The sequence below is a fragment of the Methanobacterium spitsbergense genome, from assembly GCF_019931065.1.
Classification (GTDB): domain Archaea; phylum Methanobacteriota; class Methanobacteria; order Methanobacteriales; family Methanobacteriaceae; genus Methanobacterium_B; species Methanobacterium_B spitsbergense.
The window spans coordinates 309,836-332,262 of sequence record NZ_JAIOUQ010000003.1; the positions used below are offsets into that span (position 1 = coordinate 309,836).

General features: G+C 34.7%; 20 protein-coding genes. 10 read left to right on the forward strand and 10 right to left on the reverse strand.

Features of this window, described 5'->3' with window-relative positions; translation table 11 throughout:
- Nucleotides 1-199 precede the first annotated feature (199 nt).
- From K8N75_RS02845 to amrS, 4 genes are all read left to right on the forward strand, one after another.
- Nucleotides 200-598 (forward strand): Zn-ribbon domain-containing OB-fold protein, encoded by a 399-nt coding sequence (locus K8N75_RS02845; RefSeq protein WP_223790617.1) that lies wholly within the window; start codon nt 200-202, stop codon nt 596-598.
- Entirely contained in the window at nt 570-1,025 is a 456-nt protein-coding gene (gene cfbA / locus K8N75_RS02850; protein WP_223790618.1) for a sirohydrochlorin nickelochelatase, read from the forward strand. The genes K8N75_RS02845 and cfbA overlap by 29 nt, the downstream gene beginning before the upstream one ends.
- The gene (gene thiL, locus K8N75_RS02855; RefSeq protein ID WP_223790619.1) at nt 1,015-2,037 is read left to right on the forward strand and encodes a thiamine-phosphate kinase; all 1,023 of its coding nucleotides are present in this window, start codon (nt 1,015-1,017) and stop codon (nt 2,035-2,037) included. The genes cfbA and thiL overlap by 11 nt, the downstream gene beginning before the upstream one ends.
- An 80-nt stretch (nt 2,038-2,117) precedes the next feature.
- Nucleotides 2,118-3,128 (forward strand): AmmeMemoRadiSam system radical SAM enzyme, encoded by a 1,011-nt coding sequence (gene amrS / locus K8N75_RS02860; protein ID WP_223790620.1) that lies wholly within the window; start codon nt 2,118-2,120, stop codon nt 3,126-3,128.
- Between the two features lie 47 nt (nt 3,129-3,175).
- Here amrS and K8N75_RS02865 read toward each other — a convergent pair whose 3' ends face one another.
- Genes K8N75_RS02865 through purE form a run of 3 tightly spaced genes read right to left on the reverse strand, consistent with a single transcriptional unit; the run spans nt 3,176 to nt 5,706 of the window.
- A complete protein-coding gene (locus K8N75_RS02865; protein ID WP_223790621.1) occupies nt 3,176-4,462 on the reverse strand; it encodes a UbiD family decarboxylase in 1,287 nt (428 codons plus the stop codon).
- Between the two features lie 59 nt (nt 4,463-4,521).
- A complete protein-coding gene (locus K8N75_RS14055) occupies nt 4,522-4,650 on the reverse strand; it encodes a hypothetical protein (protein WP_255590764.1) in 129 nt (42 codons plus the stop codon).
- Between the two features lie 36 nt (nt 4,651-4,686).
- Nucleotides 4,687-5,706, reverse strand: a complete 1,020-nt coding sequence (purE, locus tag K8N75_RS02870; protein ID WP_223790622.1) for a 5-(carboxyamino)imidazole ribonucleotide mutase — start codon at nt 5,704-5,706, stop codon at nt 4,687-4,689.
- Nucleotides 5,707-5,926: 220 nt separating this feature from the next.
- Between purE and K8N75_RS02875 the strand changes: the two genes are divergently transcribed.
- A complete protein-coding gene (locus K8N75_RS02875) occupies nt 5,927-7,639 on the forward strand; it encodes a glycosyltransferase (RefSeq protein ID WP_223790623.1) in 1,713 nt (570 codons plus the stop codon).
- A 29-nt stretch (nt 7,640-7,668) separates the two neighbouring features.
- On the opposite strand, the gene mmp11 is transcribed toward K8N75_RS02875, so the two are convergent.
- The 7 genes from mmp11 to K8N75_RS02910 all read right to left on the reverse strand — a co-directional run bounded on the left by mmp11 (nt 7,669) and on the right by K8N75_RS02910 (nt 14,113).
- Nucleotides 7,669-8,601, reverse strand: coding sequence for a methanogenesis marker protein 11 (gene mmp11 / locus K8N75_RS02880; protein ID WP_223790624.1), 933 nt, complete (start codon nt 8,599-8,601; stop codon nt 7,669-7,671).
- 162 nt (nt 8,602-8,763) lie between these two features.
- Complete coding sequence (gene ribH / locus K8N75_RS02885) at nt 8,764-9,174, reverse strand: 6,7-dimethyl-8-ribityllumazine synthase (protein ID WP_223790625.1); 411 nt, start codon at nt 9,172-9,174, stop codon at nt 8,764-8,766.
- Between the two features lie 208 nt (nt 9,175-9,382).
- Nucleotides 9,383-10,591, reverse strand: a complete 1,209-nt coding sequence (locus K8N75_RS02890) for an aminotransferase class V-fold PLP-dependent enzyme (protein ID WP_223790626.1) — start codon at nt 10,589-10,591, stop codon at nt 9,383-9,385.
- A gap of 133 nt (nt 10,592-10,724) precedes the next feature.
- Nucleotides 10,725-11,714 (reverse strand): isocitrate/isopropylmalate family dehydrogenase, encoded by a 990-nt coding sequence (locus K8N75_RS02895; RefSeq protein WP_223790627.1) that lies wholly within the window; start codon nt 11,712-11,714, stop codon nt 10,725-10,727.
- A gap of 82 nt (nt 11,715-11,796) precedes the next feature.
- Nucleotides 11,797-12,297: a 3-isopropylmalate dehydratase small subunit gene (locus K8N75_RS02900; RefSeq protein ID WP_223790628.1), complete on the reverse strand. Its 501-nt coding sequence runs from the start codon at nt 12,295-12,297 to the stop codon at nt 11,797-11,799.
- A 66-nt stretch (nt 12,298-12,363) separates the two neighbouring features.
- Nucleotides 12,364-13,620 carry a homoaconitase large subunit gene (gene hacA / locus K8N75_RS02905; protein WP_223790629.1) on the reverse strand — a complete coding sequence of 419 codons (1,257 nt, stop codon included), beginning with the start codon at nt 13,618-13,620 and terminating at the stop codon, nt 12,364-12,366.
- Nucleotides 13,621-13,690: 70 nt separating this feature from the next.
- Nucleotides 13,691-14,113 carry a MarR family winged helix-turn-helix transcriptional regulator gene (locus K8N75_RS02910; protein ID WP_223790630.1) on the reverse strand — a complete coding sequence of 141 codons (423 nt, stop codon included), beginning with the start codon at nt 14,111-14,113 and terminating at the stop codon, nt 13,691-13,693.
- 316 nt (nt 14,114-14,429) lie between these two features.
- Here K8N75_RS02910 and K8N75_RS02915 point away from each other — a divergent pair, with 316 nt between their 5' ends.
- The 5 genes from K8N75_RS02915 (at nt 14,430) to K8N75_RS02935 (ending at nt 22,385) form a co-directional block, all read left to right on the forward strand.
- The gene (locus tag K8N75_RS02915) at nt 14,430-16,802 is read left to right on the forward strand and encodes an OB-fold nucleic acid binding domain-containing protein (RefSeq protein WP_223790631.1); all 2,373 of its coding nucleotides are present in this window, start codon (nt 14,430-14,432) and stop codon (nt 16,800-16,802) included.
- A gap of 249 nt (nt 16,803-17,051) precedes the next feature.
- Nucleotides 17,052-17,987, forward strand: coding sequence for a DNA repair and recombination protein RadA (radA, locus tag K8N75_RS02920; RefSeq protein ID WP_223790632.1), 936 nt, complete (start codon nt 17,052-17,054; stop codon nt 17,985-17,987).
- Between the two features lie 87 nt (nt 17,988-18,074).
- Nucleotides 18,075-18,977: an AEC family transporter gene (locus tag K8N75_RS02925; RefSeq protein ID WP_223790633.1), complete on the forward strand. Its 903-nt coding sequence runs from the start codon at nt 18,075-18,077 to the stop codon at nt 18,975-18,977.
- Nucleotides 18,978-19,534: 557 nt separating this feature from the next.
- Nucleotides 19,535-21,511 (forward strand): CoB--CoM heterodisulfide reductase iron-sulfur subunit A family protein, encoded by a 1,977-nt coding sequence (locus tag K8N75_RS02930; RefSeq protein WP_223790634.1) that lies wholly within the window; start codon nt 19,535-19,537, stop codon nt 21,509-21,511.
- Between the two features lie 190 nt (nt 21,512-21,701).
- Nucleotides 21,702-22,385 carry a DUF169 domain-containing protein gene (locus K8N75_RS02935; RefSeq protein ID WP_223790635.1) on the forward strand — a complete coding sequence of 228 codons (684 nt, stop codon included), beginning with the start codon at nt 21,702-21,704 and terminating at the stop codon, nt 22,383-22,385.
- Nucleotides 22,386-22,427: the final 42 nt, after the last annotated feature.

The window sequence follows — 22,427 nt, forward strand, 5'->3', positions numbered from 1 at the left end:
TAAAGAAAAAAAATGTAATATAACATAACAGTTAATTAACATGTTGTACTAAGAAGATTTAAATTAGAATTCAAACAATGAAATCATGTTATATAAAAATATTTAACAATTTGAATAAATACGTTTTTTTAGCGAATTTAAATAAAAATAACATTAATATGATAAATTTACAATTGAAGTAATATTAAGGAGGTTTAATATGAAAGATATCGTAAGAGGTTGGCGTCATATTCAGCAGCGATACAATCTCATAGGATCAAAATGTTCACAATGTGGAAATGTTTTTTTCCCAAGTAGAGTATTATGCCCTGAATGTAGAAGAAAGGGTAAAATAGAAGATTTTAAGTTTTGTGGTGAGGGTAAGATCCATACATTCTCAGTTATACACACCCCCACAGATGAGTTTAAAACACTTGCACCCTACGTTGTTGCAATAATAGAATTGGATGAAGGCGCACATTTAACATCCCAAATAGTTGACTGTGATCCTAAAACTGTTGAAATAGGCGACGAAGTGGAAATGGTATTTAGAAAGATAAAAGCGGAAGGCGATGATGGAGTGATATCATATGGATACAAATTCAAGCTCAAAAACTAAAATCGGTGTACTGCTAGTTGGTCATGGTAGCAGATTACCCTATGGAAAAGATGTTGTAAGTCAAATTGCTGAGATGTATCGTGAAGACCAAGAATTTGTGGTGGAGGTTGGTTTTATGAACATGTCAAAACCTTCCATACCCGAAGCAATAACCATGTTAGCTGATAAAGGTGCAGAAAAAATTATTGTTACTCCTGTTTTCCTTGCTCATGGAGTGCATACCACAGAAGATATTCCCCGAATTCTGGGACTTAACAATGGACATGATGAAACAGGGAACAAAACTCATAGCCACTCCCATAGTCACAGCCACGACCATGAAGAAGTTAAAATTAATTTTAAAGGCGAAATAATCTATACAGAACCCCTGGGAGCTGATAAAAGAATCGCCGATATAGTGAAAGACAGGGTAAATGATGCCCTCTAAAATTTCTGATCTCGGGGAAAAACTTCTCATAAAAAGACTTTTGTCAAAGAGCAAGAATCCTCGATTAAATTCTCTTTTTTTAGATGAAAATTCAATTAAAAGCCTTTCTGACGATGCTGCACTCCTAAGTCTTGGAGAAAATTATTTGGTAGCATGTTCCGACATGTTAATACAATCTACACATTTCCCGAAGGAAATGAGCCCATATCAGATTGGTAAAAAAATAGTAACAGTTAATGTAAGTGACTTAGCAGCCATGGGTGCAGAAACAATTGGAATAATAGTTTCAATGGGACTTCCAAAAAACATGCCACTCACTGATTTTGATGATCTTGTTGATGGAGTTCTTGATAACTGTAATAAATATGGGATGGCCCTTATAGGTGGCGACACTAATGAATCATCTGAATTAACACTTTCCGGTACTTGTCTCGGAATTGTAGGAAAGAAAAACGTTATGATGAAAAATGGAGCACATCCGGGAGATATTGTTGCAGTCACAGGACCACTTGGCCTTGCAGCCGCAGGATTTAAAGTGCTTCTTAATCCATTCCATAAAATAAACCCTCTTGAAGAGGATACTAAAAATTTAGTAATAAAACATGCACTTGAACCTGAAGCAAAAATGAAAGAAGGAATTATTCTTGCAAAATCCAATTCAATAAGTTCTGCAACTGACATAACTGATGGCCTTCTTAGTGAATTGGGAGAATTAATCGATGCAAATGAGAATGAAATTGGATTTATAATTTCCATGAAAGATCTTCCCATACCAAAAGAAGTCTTTGATATTGCCAATATAACATGTAGTGACCCTTTGGATATGGCTACTGCATATGGTGAAGATTTCGAACTCCTACTAACAGTACCCCCAAATCTTTTTAATGATTTAAAAACCAAATTGTCTATTTATAAAATTGGATTAGTTGATTCTTCCGGCAAGATCAAAATGATAGATAAAGCAGGAAATACAAATATAATAACACCTAGGGGTTACGAACATCTGAAGTAATTCCAACTATTCAAGATGTAAATATGAAGTATTAAATTAAGATTCTTATATGAAATTTCTTCAATTCAATGGTGTTAAAATTGAAAAAAGAAGCTATTTTATACGACAAAATGGGTAAATCATTGAACTGTAAAGTTTGTGAAAGAAGATGTTTAATTTCCGACGGTAAACGTGGTTTCTGTGACATGCGTGAAAGTTTTGACGGAAAATTGTTTACCTTGAATTATGCAGCTGCTTCTTCGGTAGCAATTGACCCTATAGAAAAGAAACCTTTATTCCATTTTTATCCCGGTTCAACTGTGTTATCACTTGGATCTATAGGATGCAACTTCAGATGCAAACACTGCCAAAACTGGAACATTTCCCAAGCAGCACTTGAAGATATTTCACTTCGTGAAATACTGCCTGAAGATGCTGTGAAACTTGCAAAGGAATATAAATGTAAATCCATTGCTTGGACCTACAACGAACCAACAATGTGGTTAGAATATACAATTGACTCTGCTAAACTTGCAAAAAAAGAAGGATTAAAGACAGTTTATGTTACCAACGGATATATGACCAAAGAATCTCTTGGAATGATTGGCCCCCATCTTGATGCAGCAAATGTAGACTTGAAAGGAATGTCTGAGCAATTTTATAAGGAATTATGTGATGCAAAGATGCAACCCGTACTTGACAATATAAAAAGAATCTATGACAAAAAAATTCATTTAGAAATAACCAATCTGATGATACCCGGATATAATGACTCAGAAAAAAATATTAAAGCCCTTGTGAATTTTATGGTAGAAGAAATAGGTGTTGAAGTACCTTTACATTTTACAAGATTCTTTCCCTACTATAAACTAAAAAACATCCCTCCAACAGCAGTTGCAGACCTTGAAAAAGCCCATAAAATCGCTACAGATGCAGGTATGAAATATGTGTATATAGGTAATGTACCTTCTGGTACTGGGGAAAATACATACTGTTATAGCTGTGGAGAACTTCTTGTTGAGAGAAATGGTTATCAGATTATGGTAGATGATCTTAAAAAGGAAAAAAAATGCCCTTCATGCGGTACAGGCATTGATATTGTAACAGAATAGGTCCATCTAGATTTGAAATTAATTGTAATATTAATAAATTAAATTTTTTAATCCAACATCTTACTGACCCTTTCAAATTTCTCTTTTTTATCCAATAATTTAGTTGCGTCAACACCTACTTTTGTTGTAGTACCCTCCGGAGTTGCACGCGGATCAAGAGATGATCCTCTAGCACCAGGAATAATTAAGATATCTTCATCGCCTTTAACTCTTGTTGCAATTGCATATTCAATATCAGCACCATTGAAGATATCTATATCTTCATCAACTACTACACAATGTTTCAACGAAGGATGTGCCGCTAGAGCAGCCATTATAACATTTTTACCGTCGCCAGGCGTTTGTTTTTGAATAGATATTGCTGCATGTAACCAACAACAACCTCCCTCAGTCAAAACAACATTTCTAACTGTGGGGACAGTATTTTGAACCGCTTTATATATCCTGGGTTCCTGAGGTAATCCCTGAAGTAGTTTATGTTCATTTCCAGCAGGCATTATGGCATGATAGAGTGGATTATTTTTATAATGCATTTTTGAAAGTTTTATAATTGGTTCTTGTCTAATAACATCATAAGTATCTGTAAGATCAACAAAAGGCCCTTCTGGAGCACGTTCATGAGGTAGTATCTGGCCTTCAAGAAGTATCTCACAATCAGGGACCTCTAGATCAACAGTATCACATTTTATAAGTTTCAATTCACCATTATGAAACGTGTTTGCAACCTCTAATTCATCAGATGTAATTGGAATAGATGTACAAGATGCAAGTAGAGTTGCCGGATGCATTCCTATTGCAATTGCAATTTCTAGAGGTTTTTCGAATTCTTCTGCCTTTTTGTAATAGGTATAGAGGTTTCTTGGAACAATTCTAACTCCCAACATATCAGTACCATTCACTAGCATTCTATGAATTGATGCATTCCTAACTCCTGTTTCAGGATCTTTAGCTATTATAACACCTGCTGTTAAATATGCTCCACCATCCTTTCGATAGTAGGTTGGTACGGGTAATTTGGTGAGATCTGCATCCATAGATACCTGAAAATTTTTTGTTGTGGTCTCAATCTTCTCAATAGGAGTTGGATTTTCAGTTGCTTCAACTATCCTAGAAGTGATCTGAGGCACTGTTACCGATATGGAACGTGCAATTTTTTCTCTTGTGTTACAGATACCAGATATTATTCCCATTTCACTTTCTTTAATATTCTTGAAAATCACAACTTCTTTATCGTGTTGCTTTAAGAATTTAGAAACTTCATATTTAGTTGATATTTCATTTTCAACATTTATAACTTTAAAATCATTTTCAATGGCCTTTAAAAAATCTCTCATACAATTCTGGCTCCTTCATAATTTCTTAAATCAATGGAGAAAAATAATCATATAATTGGCTATTTTATGGTTGTGGCAATGAACATAACAATGAATATCACTGCTATGGCAACAAGCATGTAGTTAACGTTACACTGACACCCCTTTACATCACATTGATCTTCATTAATTTTTTTGTTTCTTTTCATTTTTACAATCTACCTTTGGATAATTTTAATAAACTATTATTGACAGTCCATATTCCCCTTAAATTGTAATAATTCTTGTTTTACACTTAAATCTCCTAAAGCAAGCATTTCTGCCGCAAGTAAAGCTGCATTACCGCCAGAATCAATTCCAAGAGTAGCAACAGGTACACCAGGAGGCATATTCACCATTGAAAGCAGTGCATCTATTCCATCAAGTCTTTTTGCACACGGAACTCCAATTACAGGTTTTTCAGTGAAGGCCACTACTGCCCCGGTCACATGTGCTGAAAGTCCTGAAATGGCAATGTATAATTTAACAGCCTTAGTTTCTTCCATGTAACTTTCAAATTTTTTAGGATGTCTTATTGGAGATATTACAGTTGAATCATAGATAATTCTCATTTTATCAAGAAACATAGTTGTTTTTTTTGCAACTTTTATATCTGAATAGCTTCCTGCTATAACAGCAACATCCGGATATTTTGGATCATCGTAATCCTCAAGATTGTATTCATTAGATCCTCCTAGTTCGTCAATTTCAAATGAATGTCTTGAATAATATTTCCCTGTTAATTTTTCAGCAAGCTTTTCTTCATCTTTCTTTATTTTGAAGAAAAATTCTCTTCTCATTTTTGAAAGTTTTGTTCTTACATGAACATCGTGTATACCAACCATCTGGGCAGCTAATATAGCCCCATTTTCGCCACGATCAATACCGACCGTTGCAACTGGCGCACCAACTGGCATTTGTACTGTAGCAAAAAGTGCATCAAGCCCTCCAAGTTTAACAGAAACAGGTACCCCTACTACTGGTTTGTGCGTGTTTGCAGCTATTATACCTGGCAAATGGGCTGAAAGCCCTGCTATTCCAATAAAAACTTCAACACCATTTGCAGTGGACTCTTCTACGATCTTTTTTACCTTCTCATGAGTTCTGTGTGCAGATGCAACCCTTACATCGTAGGAAATACCTAGGATTTCCAGTATATTAATTGACTTCTCTGCCACATTAAAATCTGATGCACTTCCCAATATTATCATGACTTTTGGTTCCATCAATCATACCCCAACGATTATTTTAACTTTGAATTTGAATAAATTAAAGAATAATTATTTACATTAAAAATATATGCTTGAAGAGTTAATAAAGTTTCTGAGAGTACATGAAAATGATTAAAGGGATGTTTAAATGGAAATTTTCATTATGTAATTTTCAATTATATTTTTAAGTCATGTCCACACTTATAGAATAAGAAGTAAACTTGAGGTGTACCTTGTGTATTGGATTATCATGATGTTTATTGTATTATTAGCCTCCATAAAAACAGCAGGCAATAATAAAAATCTGAGTGTATCGGTTATAATTCCTGCATACAACGAAGAAAAAACAGTGGGCCATGTTGTAAAGGTTGTTAAATCCCTAAATTATATAACAGAGGTTATTGTTGTTGATGATGGATCAACTGATCAAACAGCCATTATGGCCAGTGATGCAGGAGCAATAATAATAAACCATATTAAAAATAGGGGAAAAGGAGCAGCTATTAAAACTGGTTTTAAAAATTCCAAAGGGGACATAGTGGTATTTTTAGATGCAGATATTAAAAATCTAACCAAATCTCAAGTTGACAATATCATCAAACCCATAATGAATGGTGAAGCTGATATAACTAAGACCAAATTTAAGAGGGAAGCTGGGCGAGTTACTGAACTTACAGCTAAGCCATTATTAAATTTTTTCTTTCCAGAGATCAAATTTGATCAACCATTAAGCGGGCAATTTGCTGCGAAAAGATCTTTTTTAAACAAAATTAAACTAGAAGATGACTATGGTGTTGATGTGGGAATTGTTTTGGATGCCGATGTAATGGGTATGAGAGTTAAAGAAGTAGACATTGGTAAAGTAGATCATGTCCTCTCCACTCTAACCGAACTTAATATTGTTGCAACCGAAGTTGTGAGAACTATTGTTGATAGAGCAACAGCATATGGAAGGATCACCATGATCGACTCCCTTGGACAGTACATAAGAATGGAAATCCTAGGACTTTCACTAGCATCTCTTGGTATATTTGCTATTTTTTTCATACGTTTCGTGAGTTTAACAATTGGGTTGATAATTACAGGGGTAGGAGTGATAGTTGCCCTATACTATATTGTAAAGATACTTAAGATCTCGCTAAATGTGTTCTCAAGGTCCGATGGTAACATCAGAAATTTGAAAGTATTCCTTAAAATGCATTCTCCAATAATTGTATCAATACTGATACTTTTGGCAATGATGACAACTATTCTTGGTTCTGTTCACGTTGATAATGGCAAAATATCAATTGAACCCGCTTCAAGAAACCTTATAATATTTAACAATCCTGCCAGTAACCAAACCGTAGATGTAAGGGGGCCTTATACTGCTGATAGTGCACTTGAAAATGAATTTACAATTATAAGAATGCCTCAAGAGGCTCTTGCCACATTAGAGCTTAATTACGGTGATTCGATCTACATAAACAATCAGAAGTATATTCTCAACCAGACTAGACCCGGTGAAGATAACATCATGCGGATTCCAAATGCTGCAAGAAGTGTAATGGGACTTAACGTGGGGGACATCATTAGAGATGGCGATCTCAGGAACAGATTCAATAATTTCTACGCTGTAAAAGCCATTTCCACAGGGAATGATAGTAATTTAAACCTCACCGAAGGTGTTGTAATAACCAATAATCTTGATAACGGCAGAACTGTGGACATATTCATGAACAACCAACAGATTTCTCATACTTCAGGAGTATTTAAAAATGGAACTTACTCAATTTATGTTAATAGTGTGAAATATAAGACGTTCACATATAATGAAAATAACCCTACAAACACTTACTATGTCGAAATTGGAAGCAACCTCTTTAAAATAGTAATTGGAGGCCCTGAACTTACAGATATGGATTTTGCCCCTTCTTCAACAGGTAAGTTCCTTAACTTCCAATATTAATAATTAGAAAAAGTAAAAAAAATAAACAATTAATAATATACTTTCACAGCTTCTTTCAAGTCATTATAGAGTCCAAGTGCTGCTAAAGCCCCTATTTCCCCAGCGGCCCCTGTAACTTGAACTAACTGTACACCTACTTCTTTTGCTACTTTTTCTGCATCTTCCACATACATCATAGACTTTTTAGTGTCTTCAGCATATGTTCTAAGTTTAGCAGGCACTTTAAATCCATCAAGAACGGCTATTGCAGTCTTTTCTGAAAGTGTGTCTTTTTTAAGGAGTTGGCATGTTTTCTCTACCAATTCATCCCTTCTTCCCTGCTCTACTGCAAATACAAGTGCTATTGCAACGCAATTTTGGGTCTTATTTGGATTATGTGGGTAGAGTTGACATGTGACATGATCAATATATTCAAATCCCCTATTTGCAAGTTCCATTCCAACATTGTTGGCAAGTGTCCATGTAGCTCCTTCTTGTTTTGTGTCTGTATCATCAACTCCAATAACAACCTTCTGCATTTTTGGAGTTACAACAGCTGCTCTTCCTACCTTTGATCCTCCACCAATGTCGTAAAGTTCTACGCGTTTTACGCCTTGTGCCATACCTCGACACATAGCAGCGCCAACACCCGCTCCAGCAAGACCAGCATGTACAATCTTCACCTCATCCTCTTCAACAGATACTTCTTCTATTCCTGCAGCTGAAAAGCTCGGTTTAAGATTCATATTTGCTTTACCTATCTTAAGATGGTAAATGTGCCTGTCTCCATCTCTTTTTGAATCAATTACAAGATCGCTTGTTCTTTTATACTGGTAAACCATCCATTCAGAACCAGCCACACAGGGATGATATTCTACTAGTTCAACTTGGTCATCATCTACCATGGTAATGACTTTTTTGTAAGGTGCTATCCAGGGGTCTTTAAATTTAGTTTTTAAATCATCGGGGGTTAATATTTCCATGAAAACTCTCCAGGAATTATTCAAGTATTAATCAAACATTTTAGTTACATTAACCAAGTATGATAATGCTATGTCCAAATACTATTTTAGTATTTTATGATTACACTTAATGTTATAGTTATTAATCAATTATAAAATTCAATTTAAAAAAAATATGTGTAATTATTGTAACCTTTCAACCATTTTAACAGCTGCCTCTACAGCTCGTTTACCATAATCTATACGTTGATGAGCCTCAAGTCTTGTCATTTTTGGGCCTGTTATTCCTAGTGCAACAGGTTTATTGTAGTCCAGTGAAAGGTCTGTTATTTTACGAGATGCATGTTGTATAACAATTTCATCGTGGGATGTTGCACCTTCTATTACTGCTCCAATTGTAACTACAGCATCAATATCTTCTTGTTTAAGGAGTTTTTTAATTGCCAATGGCATGTCAAAAACACCCGGCACCGTTATTACTTCTGTTATTTCCGATTCTAGGAATTTTGCATGTTCTTTTGCTAGCTCTAACATCATGTGAGTTATATCATAGTTGAATTCTGAAACTACTGCTCCAATCCTGACTTTTACCATTTATACCACACTCCTTCTTTAGAATACTTATTCAATTGTTATTAGATCATGATTAAATATCCTGACCAATCTTATCCAGAATTTTGTTCAGTTTAAACAATTATTAATGATTTTTATAATTATATTAATAAAATTGATCCTGCAACTGCACTAAATACCATTATAAGAATTATAAATATTGCAATGTACTGTGCTCTATTCATTTTTTTCAATCTCCAAAAAACTTAGAAATTTCCCTTAAAGTTTCTCCAAATATTTGAATTTCTTCCACTGTATTGTAATAATGTACAGATGTCCTCACTGTCCCCCCAAGTTCATAAGACCCTATATGTCGTATTGCAGGGATTGCACAGTGGTAACCGCTTCTCACACAGATATTTTTGAGTTCGTCTAGTATCTTTGCAACATCATGTGCATTTACTCCATCTATATTGAAGGCTACTATCCCATAAATATTTTCGGGACTACCGTATATTATTGTATTATCTATGCTATTTATTTCTTGGAATAATTTTGAAGTTAGTTTTTTGCTGTGGTTTTCAATTTTATCCATACCTATATTTTTAAGATAATCTACAGCTGCTCCTAATCCAATAACTCCAGCAATATTCTGAGTTCCGCCTTCAAATCTTGCAGGAACATCTTCAAATTCAAATTTACCCTCTGTAACATCAACAACAGTTCCCCCACCTAAATTCGTGGGTTCCAGTTTCTCTACAGATTTCTCGCTGCAGTATAAAAATCCTGTTCCTACTGGGCCAAGAAATCCTTTATGTCCTGGAAATGATACAAAATCTGCTTTAATCTTTTTTACATCAAGTTTCATATGCCCGGCAGACTGTGCAGCATCTACATGATAAAGAATGTTATTTTCATCTGCAATTTTACCTAGTTCATTTATTGGTTGGACCGAACCTATTGCATTAGAAATATGGGTAGTTGTTATGAGTTTAGTATTATCATCAACAGCTGATTCAACATCATAAGGATCAATTATACCAAATTCATCAGCCTTTATGATTTTGAGATTCACACCGAACTTCTTTAAGTTTAACCAAGGGATAAAGTTAGAATGATGTTCTATATTGGGAACAATTATTGAGTCTCCCTTTTTAAAATTTAAACCATTTGCAACAAGATTTATTGCTTCAGTTGTGTTTTTTGTGAATATTACCTCTGAGGGTCCACAACCAACGAACTTTGAAATCCGAGACCTAGCTCCTTCAAATTCTTTGGTTGATTTAACCGCCATTCTATACGCACCTCTACCAGTGTTGGAATTATAGTTGTAGAAATAATCGCACATTGCATCAACAACTGGTTTTGGAGTTGGTGTAGTACTTGCTGCGTCTAAATAAATTACATCTTCAAGTAAGGGTATGTCCGCCCTGATGTCAATATTGGTACTATTTTCCATAGTTATGCTCCAAATTTTATTCAGAATTATTTGTTTATGTATATTCAATGTTATAATTAAATTATCATAAGTATCATGTAATTTTGATTAGATTAGTAAATATAGTAAAAAAAGTAGGAAATTTGAATAAAACCTATTCTCTCACGAACTTGGTCTTTACTTCTGCAGCCATTTCCATAGTAGTAGCATCACCACCAAGGTCGGCGGTAACAACTTTATTTTCTCTTAGAACAGTTATTAGTGCTTTTTCAAGTTTTCTTGCTTCTTCATTCTCATCAAGATAGTCCAGCATCATCACAGCCGATAATATCATAGCAGAAGGATTTGCAATACCTTTTCCTGCAAGTCTTGGAGCTGAACCATGAACCGGTTCAAATAATCCTTGATTTTCACCTATATTTGCTGATGGTATGAGTCCTAATCCACCAACAAGTCCAGCTCCCTCATCCGATAATATATCTCCAAATAGGTTGGTTGTAACTATAATATCAAACATATTAGGGTGGGTTATTAAAAACATTGCAGTTGCATCAACATATCTATCATCGGTTTCTATTTCTGTGAACTCTTCTGCAACTTTATAAAAGTTATTCTTAAAAATTCCATCGGTTTTTTTCAACACGTTTGCTTTATGAACAGCTGTTACCTTTTTCCTTCCAGTTTTTTCAGCATATTCAAATGCAAATCTACATATTCTCTCTGATGCTTTGTTGGTTATGACCCTAACTGCTGTTGCTCCATCCTCTGTGTACTCTTCAATTCCAGAGTATAGTCCTTCGGTGTTTTCTCTAACTATAACAAAGTCTACATCATCAAAAATACATTTAGTACCAGGATAGGCCTTAACTGGTCTGAGATTTACAAATAAGTCTAATTCCCGCCTGAGTTTAACTATTACATCAGCAGCAGATTCCCCCGCTGCACCAAATAAACATGCTTGTGATTGTTTGACAATATCTATTGTTTCTTGTGGTAGAGGTATTCCAGTTTTTTCTGCATATTCATCTCCTGCATCAGCAAACTTGAATTCAAATTCAATGTCAGAAGCATCTAATATATGAAGTGTTGCTTCCATAACCTCTTTTCCTATCCCATCTCCAGGTATAACCGCTATTTTGTACATTAAAACACCATTTTTAGCTTTGTTCCTTAAAAATTAATTATTGTATTTTTTATATAATCTTAATTTCTACAATTTAATCTTATTATTCTTCCTTTATCTCTGCAAGGTGATTTTTGAGGTAGTTTATTAACCCACCCTCTTTCATGATCCCTAGCATGAAATCAGGTAATGGTTTGATCTCAAACTCTTCAGAGGTATCTAAATCCTTTAAAATTCCTTTGTCTATATCAATTTCTATAGTATCTCCCTCTGATATTTGTCCTTCTATATCTTTGGCTTCTATTAGAGGAAGACCTATATTTATAGAGTTTCTGTAGAATATTCTTGCAAATGATTCTGCAACAACAGCAGATATTCCTGCCCCTTTAATTGCTATTGGTGCATGTTCCCTTGAGGATCCGCAGCCGAAATTTTTGCCTGCAACCATTATATCTCCTTTTTTAACTTTTTTTGAGAATTCGGGATCACATCCTTCCATAACACATGCTGCTAGTTCTTTTTCGTCTCTTAATACTAGATATCTTCCAGGTATTATAATATCAGTATCAACATCGTCTCCAAATTTCCAGACTTTTCCTTTCATTTCAAACACCTTCCATACATTTTATGGTCTTTTTCCATTTCTAAAGATTTTATTAGACTAATTTCATTAAATTACCCTCGGATCGGTAATTTTCCCTTTGATTGCCGAAGCTGCTGCCACTGCTGCAGAGCTAAGATATACTTCTGCGTCAGGACTTCCCTGTCTTCCCTTAAAGTTTCTATTTGAGGTTGAAAGGCTAACTTCACCTGGCCCCACAAGTCCGATGTGCCCACCTAAACAGGGGCCACAACAAGGATTGCATACCAATGCCCCAGAATCTACAAAAGTTCTTAAAAGACCTTCATCCATTGCTTTGGTATATACTTCTCTTGACGCAGGTATTACGAGCATTCTAATATTTTTTGATACTTCTTTTCCTTTTATTATCTTTGCAGCAGTTCTCAGATCGCTTAACCGCCCATTTGTGCAAGATCCTAGGAATACCTGATCTATAGGTGTACCTTCCACTTCAGAAACAGGTTTTACATTGTCCACATTATGCGGACATGCTATCTGTGGTTCAAGTTCATTGACATTGATATGTATGGTTTCAAGTGAAGGTGCATGATTATCTGTTTTTATGATTTCGTAGGATTTGGTTGATCTCCCCTTTAGGTAATTGATTGTCTTTTGATCGGGTTCAACAAGACCAGTTTTACCCCCCATTTCAATTGCCATATTGCAAAGAACCATTCTATCAGAAATACTCATATTTCGTGTTGTTTCCCCTCCGAATTCACATGCTTTATAAGTAGCACCATCTGCACCTATGTTACCTATTATATTGAGAACAACATCCTTTGCGAACACATTGTCCTGTAATTTTCCAGTAATATCAAATTTTATTGTTTCAGGTACTTTAAACCAAAGTTTTCCGGTTGCAAATACCATTGCCATATCTGTAGATCCTATTCCTGTAGCAAATGCACCTAATGCACCATGTGTACAAGTATGGGAATCTGTACCAACAACAACTTCACCAGGTACTACATGTCCCTTTTCAGGAAGAACTTGGTGACATACGCCTTCTCTTACATCGTAAAAATTCTTGATTCCTTGTTCTTCTACAAATTTCCTCATTATCATGTGATTATTTGCTGCGTCAATAGAATCAGCTGGAACTTGATGATCAAAGACAATCACTATTTTGTCAGGATCCCATACTTTATCTACCCCTATTTTCTCAAAAGATTCCACAGATAGTGGCCCTGTTAAATCGTGAGTCATAGCAACATCTATATTTGCCATTATTATTTCCCCTGCTTGTGATTCTTTATTTCCAGATGCTTTTGCTAGTATTTTTTCTGCCATGGTCATTGCCATTTAAATTCCTCCAATTTAGATTTCTATTCATTTTAAAATGTTCAAAATTCCACAGAGCTTACGATATCCGTTAAATGATAACTGTAATTTTATCCACTATTTTAATGAAGTTTTCAACTTCTTCCGGGTTTAAAATCTTTAACATCTTCTTGATTGTATTTTTATGAACCTGTTTATGCATTTTCATTATCTCTTTACCTTTAGAAGTGAGTTTTAAAAAATAAAAACGTTTATCAGTTGTAGATTGAATTTTATTTACTATATCAAGATCAATAAGCTGATTAATCGCGATTGAAACTGTTGATTTTTTAAGATCAAGAGTTTTTGAAATCTCTGAAACACTTATACCTTCTTTTTTATCGATCAATTCAATATAGTATAATTGTCTCAGAGTATATTCCTTCAAATCACCTGTCAGAAGCTCTGTTTGAAATTTTTGCATTAATTCGCTTAATTTATCCATTGATTCCACTAATTCGAGCTCTTGATTCACTTGTTTTCACCTCTTGGATATATAGTTTTATCAAACTAACTATTATAAAAGGTTTGTTATTTTTGTCAAAATCAAAAAATTTTCTGAATTAATATTGAGTTTATTAAACAATCTCGTTAAAGTAAAAACAATATAATTATAAAAATTAAATTTTTTTAGAAATTAAATAAGAGTAATGATGATACATTTTAATGGTTCTTAAAATATAATTGTAATAAAATATTGATATTAAATAATAAATTAATTTCAGCAATTCATCAAACTGATATAAATTAAATATACTATGGATGAGAAATATTGGAGTGAGGGAACCCAAATGAGCGGCGAGGAAATAAAGAGCGAATATGAAAAGATTAAGGATAAAATATCATACGATGACTTCTTAAAGAGAATGGAAGAACGGAAACATGATTACGAGGATGTTAGTTTCATGAGCGAGCTTGATATAGCCCGCACAATTGTTGGCGAATATATTAACGAAGCTAATAAACCTTTATCAGAGGCAAATGAAGCACATAAGATATCAGAACTCGAAACTGGTCGTGACAACATCAGTATAACAGGTAGAGTAATGCACATATCTCATGTGAAAAAATTTACCAGTAAAAAAGGAAGGGAAGGGAAACTTGCCAATATGATATTATCCGATGATACAGGCGAAATACGAGTAGTACTATGGACTGAAAATATTAAATTCCTTAAAAAAATATCAGAAGGAGACGTTATTAAAATCAACAATGCTGAAGTGAAGCAAGGATTCAGAGAAGATGAACTTCACATGAAGTTAGATTCAACCATACAGAAACTGGATGAAAAAGATTTTGAAACATTTCCTAAATACGATGATAAAATCACCAATATAGAAGATATAAAGGGAGATATGCAGGTTAATGTAGTGGCCAGAATTTTGCGTATTCCAAAGATAAGAACTTTCAATAAAAATGGGAAAGAAGGAAAAGTTTTATCACTCGAAATTCAGGATAAAACCGGTAAAATACAATTTACGCTTTGGAACAGAGACACCGATATTGTAGAAGATCTTGAACTAAAAGAAGGTGATTCAATAAAAATATTGGGCGCCCTTGGAAGAACACGTGACAATGAAGTATCTTTATCCAATTCATGGGTAGGTAGAATCTTGAAGGGCGAATTTGACCTTCCAGAATACACCGAAACAATACAAAAAATTGGTGATGCACATGAAATGCGTGATGTAACAGTTGTTGGTGTCATCTGCAAAATATATGATGCTATTACATTCATGAGAGACGATGGAAGTACAGGACAGGTAAGATCCCTCGAAATGGAAGATGATACTGGATCCATTAGGATAACCCTATGGAATGATGATGCAAATATGGACCTGAAAAAAGGGGACATTATTAAAATTATCGGAGGAAATATTGAATTCGACGAATATTCCGGGACAGACTATAGAATAAACACCAATTGGAATACTAAAATAATTATTAACCCTGAAATCGATGCTAAACTTAAGAAACAACTTCAAGAATGCGGCAAATATCTTAAACCATTAAAAATATCCCAAATACATGAAATGGATGAGGAAGGTGAAGAAATCGATGTTGTTGGGAGAATAGTAAATGTGTACGATCCATCCGAGTTTAATAGAGATGATGGAACAACCGGGAAAGTCAGAACTATTGAAATTGGAGACGGTACAGGACTAATAAGAGCTTCTTTTTGGGATGATAAAGCAGAACTGTCATTCGCAGAAGGGGATCCAATAAAAATAGAAAATGCCCGGACACGTTTAGGAAATTACAACATGGATCTGTCTATTGGCAGAACAGCTAGGATTGTTAAACCTAACCCAGAAGAAATAAACGATTTACCTGCCATAAACGAAATCGAAGATTCTATTTATTCCACCAAAACCATTAGCGAATTGAATGATGGTGACCGTAATGTAAGGCTAATTGGAAGAGTTATTAATATCTATGATCCAAACGAATTCCAGCGTGCCGATGGAAGCAAAGGAACTGTTAGAACAATAGAAATAGCCGATGGCACTGGAGTAATTAGGGCTTCATTCTGGGATGAAAAATCAGAAACTCCATTAAATGTCGGAGATACAATAAAAATAGAAAATCCTCGTGTAAACCTACGTGACGATAAAATAGAACTCAGTGTGGGCAGAAATACAAATGTGACAAAAGCAACAGATGAAGAAACTGAAAAACTCCCTTCTTTTGATGATATCAAAGAAATGATTTATAAAACCAAGAAGATCGATGATATTGGAGAGGAAGATCGTAATATAAAGGTAACAGGACAAATTGTAGAAGCCTATGGAAATAGAATACTCTATGAAATGTGTCCTAACTGTAATAAACGAGTGAGTTTGGTAGATAATATTTACATCTGCGATATATGCGGAGAAGAGATAGATGAACCCAATTATCTTATGATAATTCCATGCGTTATTGAAGATGATACAGGGACAATGCGTGTTACATTCTTCAGAACAGCTGCAGAAGAACTAATTGGTATGAAAATGCAAGAAATTATTGGGGTAATCCAAAAAACTGGAGATGAAGGATCACTCGAAGATAAAGTATCAGATCTTGTTGGTCATGAAATCACAATTATTGCTGATGCTAGCTTTGATGAATACAACGAAGAAATACGACTCAATGCTAAAAAACTTGTTGAAATGAAGTTGTAATAAACAATTAACTTAACCATATGGAAGTTAAGAATATTTGAATTTCCATATTTAATTGATCAATCTTTAAATAGTGCATCTGTAAATGTTGTATTGATCCTAGGAATAATTTGAATATTTAACAAAACTTTCAATTGTAGGTTTATGACTAGGAAATTTACTCATTAAATATTATAAAAAAAATCAAAATTATTTAACAAATAAATGGACTTGCTGAACTGAATTATTTAAACAATAAAGGGGATTAAAATGGTAGAACTCGAAGACTTGCCAAATGTGGGTGAAAAAACCGCCCAGAAATTGAGAGATGCTGGTTTCGCCGATATGATGAGATTGGCTACCGCAACTGCAAAGGAATTAAGTGTTAAAGCCGAAATAGGAGAAGGAGTTGCTGAAAAAGTTATAGAAGCCGCAAGAAAATCTGAACAAATTGATTTTGAAACGGCTATGGATGTAATGGAAAGACGAAAGGACGTTGGAAGGATAACAACTGGTAGTACTGGTCTTGATGAACTTATTGGCGGAGGAATTGAAACACAATCCATAACAGAAGTATTCGGTGAATTTGGATCGGGAAAAAGTCAGATATCCCACGAACTAGCCGTTACAGTACAATTACCTCCAGAAAGAGGAGGTTTATCAGGAGATTGTGTATTCATAGATACTGAAAACACATTTAGACCTGAAAGAATAAAACAGATAGCAGATGGCCTTGAACTTGATGTGGAAGAAGTTTTAACTAAAATACACATTGCAAGAGCATTCAATTCAAGTCATCAAATATTGATGGCTGACAAGGTCAACGAATTGATACAGAGCGGCTCAAATGTTAGACTTGTAATAGTGGACTCCTTAACTGCACATTTCCGTGCAGAATACATTGGAAGGGAATCCCTTGCAACCAGGCAACAGAAATTGAACCAACATTTGCATACTCTTCAAAACATTGCAAATACCTATAATGTAGGTGTTTTCGTTACAAACCAAGTTCAATCAAAACCAGACGCTTTCTTTGGAAGTCCAACCAAAGCAATAGGAGGCCATGTGCTTGGTCACGCAGCAACATATAGGATCTGGCTCAAAAAGGGACTTGCAGGTAAAAGAATCGCAAGATTAGTGGATAGTCCACATTTACCAGAAGGAGAGGCAGTTTTCAAAGTGATAACAGAGGGAATTTCAGACTGATTCCCCTAATATTTTTTTTAAATATTATTTTTTTTGATTTAACGACCTGTTAAAATATTTTTTACAAAAAATTATACGTTAGATAAAATGAGTTCAATTGAAACCATAATCGCCATAATTTTACTGATATTAGTGGGTTACATTTCCAAGAGAATAGGTCTTCTCAAATATGAAGATTCAATTACACTCAACAAAATAGTTGTAAACATTGCCATTCCTTCACTCATATTTCTGGCAATGTACACTGCAGATCTTTCCAATATAAAAGTTTTATTTCCAATTACTCTGATATGTATAGTAACAGGAAGTCTTTCTGGTTTACTGGTTTATTTATTCTCAGTTGCAAGAGGATACTCAAAAAAAACGAAATGGACATTGGTCGGCACTTCAACTCTTTTCAATTCAGGTTTTCTTGGATATCCTGTTGTTCTTGGGATTTTTGGTGCGAGCGGGTTGGTAAGAGCTGTTTTCTATGATATGGGTTCTACAATACTCTTTCTTTGTCTTGGAATTCTATTTATTATTATATTTGAAGGCAAATATACTTCAATCATTAGAAGAACATTCCTATTCCCTCCAATTTGGGGTATAATACTGGGAATACTTGCAAACTTTATGCATCTGAATATTGGAGTACTACCTCTAAATGTACTCCAATATCTCAGCGGAGCCGCAATTCCAATTATAATGATATCTCTTGGACTATCATTAGAAGTTGGGGGATTAAAAAATTATTTAGGTGCTGCTTCATTTGTTTCATTTATCAGATTGGCAGTATCTCCTGTAATTGCAATTTTAATAATTTATATTTTGGGGTTAACCGGTCTTGAAAGCACGGTAACAATAATTGAGGCAGGTATGCCTTCTGCAATGTTAAGTCTTGTGCTTGCAGCAAGTTATGATCTTGATATTAAAGCAGCAGCAGCTTGTATATTCCTAAGCACTGTTCTAAGTATGATTTCATTACCAATATTGATTTATTTATTGTAAATTACCAATATATCGCAGTAAAATTACAATAGTTATATAAGGGAATATTGTTTCTTAACTACAAAATTCTCAGAAACAAAATATCAAATATCTTTACAAACCTTTGGAATCGATTTAAACTTGCAAATTTTGATTATAAATTTTATTGAAGGGAAATTTAATATTTTAAAATGGATATACTTTACATATTATTAGTAAATATTTTTACTTTACATTTAACGAATTAAAAATATTAAAAATCTTTAATAAGTACTTAAAATAGTGAATAAAAGGTTTATTTTTAATTTTTTTGAAAATGGATAAAATCATTTTAATATGGATATATTTTAATAATTAGTGTTCTTAACAGCAATAAGTACAATTAGTTAGTTTATTAAAAAATTTGTAAAAGAAAATAATTATATTTATGATATACAGAAAGAATAATGACTTAAAAATATTCTATTATATATACTTTGTATAAAAAAATAAATAGAAAACTTTATTTATTAAGTTGATAGACCCTACACATTAAGGATAAGATAATCTATCATAGATTTATGGAATAGGTGATCTAATTGGCAGATGAAAAAAAGCAAGAAACAACCGAAGAACCAAAAGTCGGGGTATACACATGTCACTGTGGTATAAACATAGGTGGCGTAGTTGATATCGAGGCAGTAAAAGATTATGCAGCAACACTTCCAAACGTTGTTGTATCAGAAGAATACAAATACTTCTGTTCAGACCCAGGACAAGAAATGATCCAGAAGGACATCAAAGAAAAGGGTTTAAACAGAGTAGTTGTAGCAGCATGTTCACCAAGGCTCCACGAACCAACGTTCAGAAGAGCAGTTAAAGAAGCAGGATTAAACCCTTACCTCTTTGAATTTGCAAACATAAGGGAACATGATTCATGGGTTCACCAGAACGAACCTGAAGCAGCAACAGAAAAGGCAAAGGACCTTGTAAGAATGGCAGTAGCTAAAGCCAGATTACTAGAACCACTCATATCTGAAACAGTTTCAGTTACAGACAAAGCCCTTGTTATTGGTGGTGGAGTAGCAGGAATTCAAGCATCACTAGATCTGGCTGACATGGGATTCCAAACTTACCTGGTAGAAAAACAGCCTACAATAGGCGGAAGGATGTCACAACTTGACAAAACTTTCCCAACAATGGATTGTTCAATGTGTATTCTCGCACCTAAAATGGTGGACTGTGGAAAACACGAAAACATAGAACTTATTTCCTATGCAGAAGTTAAGAAAGTTGACGGTTACATAGGTAATTTTAAAGTTGAAGTTGAAAAGAAACCACGTTACATAGACGAATCTGTATGTACTGGTTGTGGAAGTTGTTCAGAGGTTTGTCCTATAGAAATACCTAACTACTTCGATGAAGGCGTAGGTATGGTTAAAGCTACATACATACCATTTCCACAAGCAGTTCCACTGTGCTCAACTATAGACAAGGATTACTGTATTGAATGTAAACTATGTGACCAAGTCTGTGGTAATATGGCAATAAAACACGACCAGGAACCAGAAACCATTGAACTCGAGGTTGGTACCATTATCGTTGCAACGGGTTACGATCCATACGACCCAACAGAGAAAAAAGAATGGGCATATGGAGCAGCTGAAAACGTTATCACAGGGCTTGAACTGGAAAGATACATAAACGCATCCGGACCAACCCAAGGACACGTTTTAACACCATCAAATGGTAAAGCACCGAAAAGTGTTGCATTCATCCAGTGTGTAGGCTCAAGGGACGAACAGATTGACAAACCATACTGTTCCAGGGTCTGCTGTATGTATGCAATGAAAAACGCTCAACTCATACTAGAACATGAACCAGACACCGATATCACCATTTATTACATGGATATTAGAGCATTCGGTAAAGGATTCGAAGAATTCTACAAACGTTCACAGGAGAAGTATGGTATCAAGTTCATCAGAGGTCGACCAGCATCAGTCTTGGAAAACCCTGATCAGACCCTAACCGTAAGGGCAGAAGATACCCTACTCGGAAAAGTAACAGAATATGACTATGATATGGTTGTATTATCTGTGGGTCTACAGCCACCTGAAGGTGCAGAAGAACTTAGACAGACTTTAGCTCTGTCAAAAAGTGCAGACGGTTTCTTAATGGAAGCTCACCCTAAACTCAGACCTGTTGACACATTAACAGAGGGTATTTTCCTTGCCGGTGTTGCACAGGGACCTAAAGATATTCCTGACGCAGTTGCACAGGCATCAGGTGCAGCAGCAAGAGCAGCAATACCAATGATAAAGGGTGAAGTGGAAATTGAACCTATCATTGCTAGTGTTGATGAAGATGTTTGTGGTGGATGTGAAGTTTGTATTGAACTTTGCCCATACGGTGCAATTGAAAGAATAGATGAACAGGCACATGTTAATATAGCACTCTGTAAAGGATGCGGAACTTGTGTTGCAGCATGTCCATCTGGAGCACTTGACCAAGCACACTTCAAAACCAGCCAGATATTTGCTCAGATTGAAGCAGCAATGAACGGCGGAAAATAAGGGTTAAACCCCTTTCCTTAATTTTTTTTTAATTTTAATTTGATTTAATTTACATTTTAATTTTACAGTGATCCTTTAATTTGAAAAAAAATTTTTAAAAAAATATTTTGTTAAATTTCAATTTTCAATACAAATTATCCAAAAAAATTATACACCAACCTCACCATTTAATAATAATAGGGGTGAAAATTTGTATCAAGAATTTGGAGAAAAACTTAAGGAAATATTAAAACTTGATCTGGACCCAGTTGCTATAAAGTGGTCCGTAAGAGCACCTAAAAATATCCCAAAGGAAGAAGGCAAATCAAGATTTTGTACCAAACTGGATAAAGCAGCAAAAGGGGAAATTTTTTATTCAACAGTTGAAGAAGAAGACTGTATGGGTGGTATGAGATATTCTGGCATGAAGGACCGGAATGAATTACCAACAAATATGCAGAGTGGAGCATTTTTAGTGCCTGCTGGGGTTTACAAAAGTATACCTGCTGTTCAACGCTCTTGGAAAAACAACATGGCAATTGAATCTGGAATATTTAGCGCAGTGATATTCTCACCCCTATCAAAAGCTGATTTTGAACCAGATATTATATTTTTGGTTTGTAACGCAGAACAGGCCATGATGATACTCCACGCAAACGCCTATGATTCAGGATCCCATGGTTTAGGTGCGGATTCAGGACCTATATGTAGCTCAATGGCTGCAGTGCCATATTTAACTGGAGAAGTAACGTATGGCTTTGGTGACATAGGATCCAGAAGAAATATGACTTTGAAACCCGAAGATGTAATGGTAACAATTCCTGCAGGAGATCTTGAAAGGATAATTTCTAATCTCATTGAAATGAAGAAAAAAACATTTTTCAGGGAGAGTTAATAATCTCCAAAATCCCAATATAAATACCAGAATAAGCAGGTT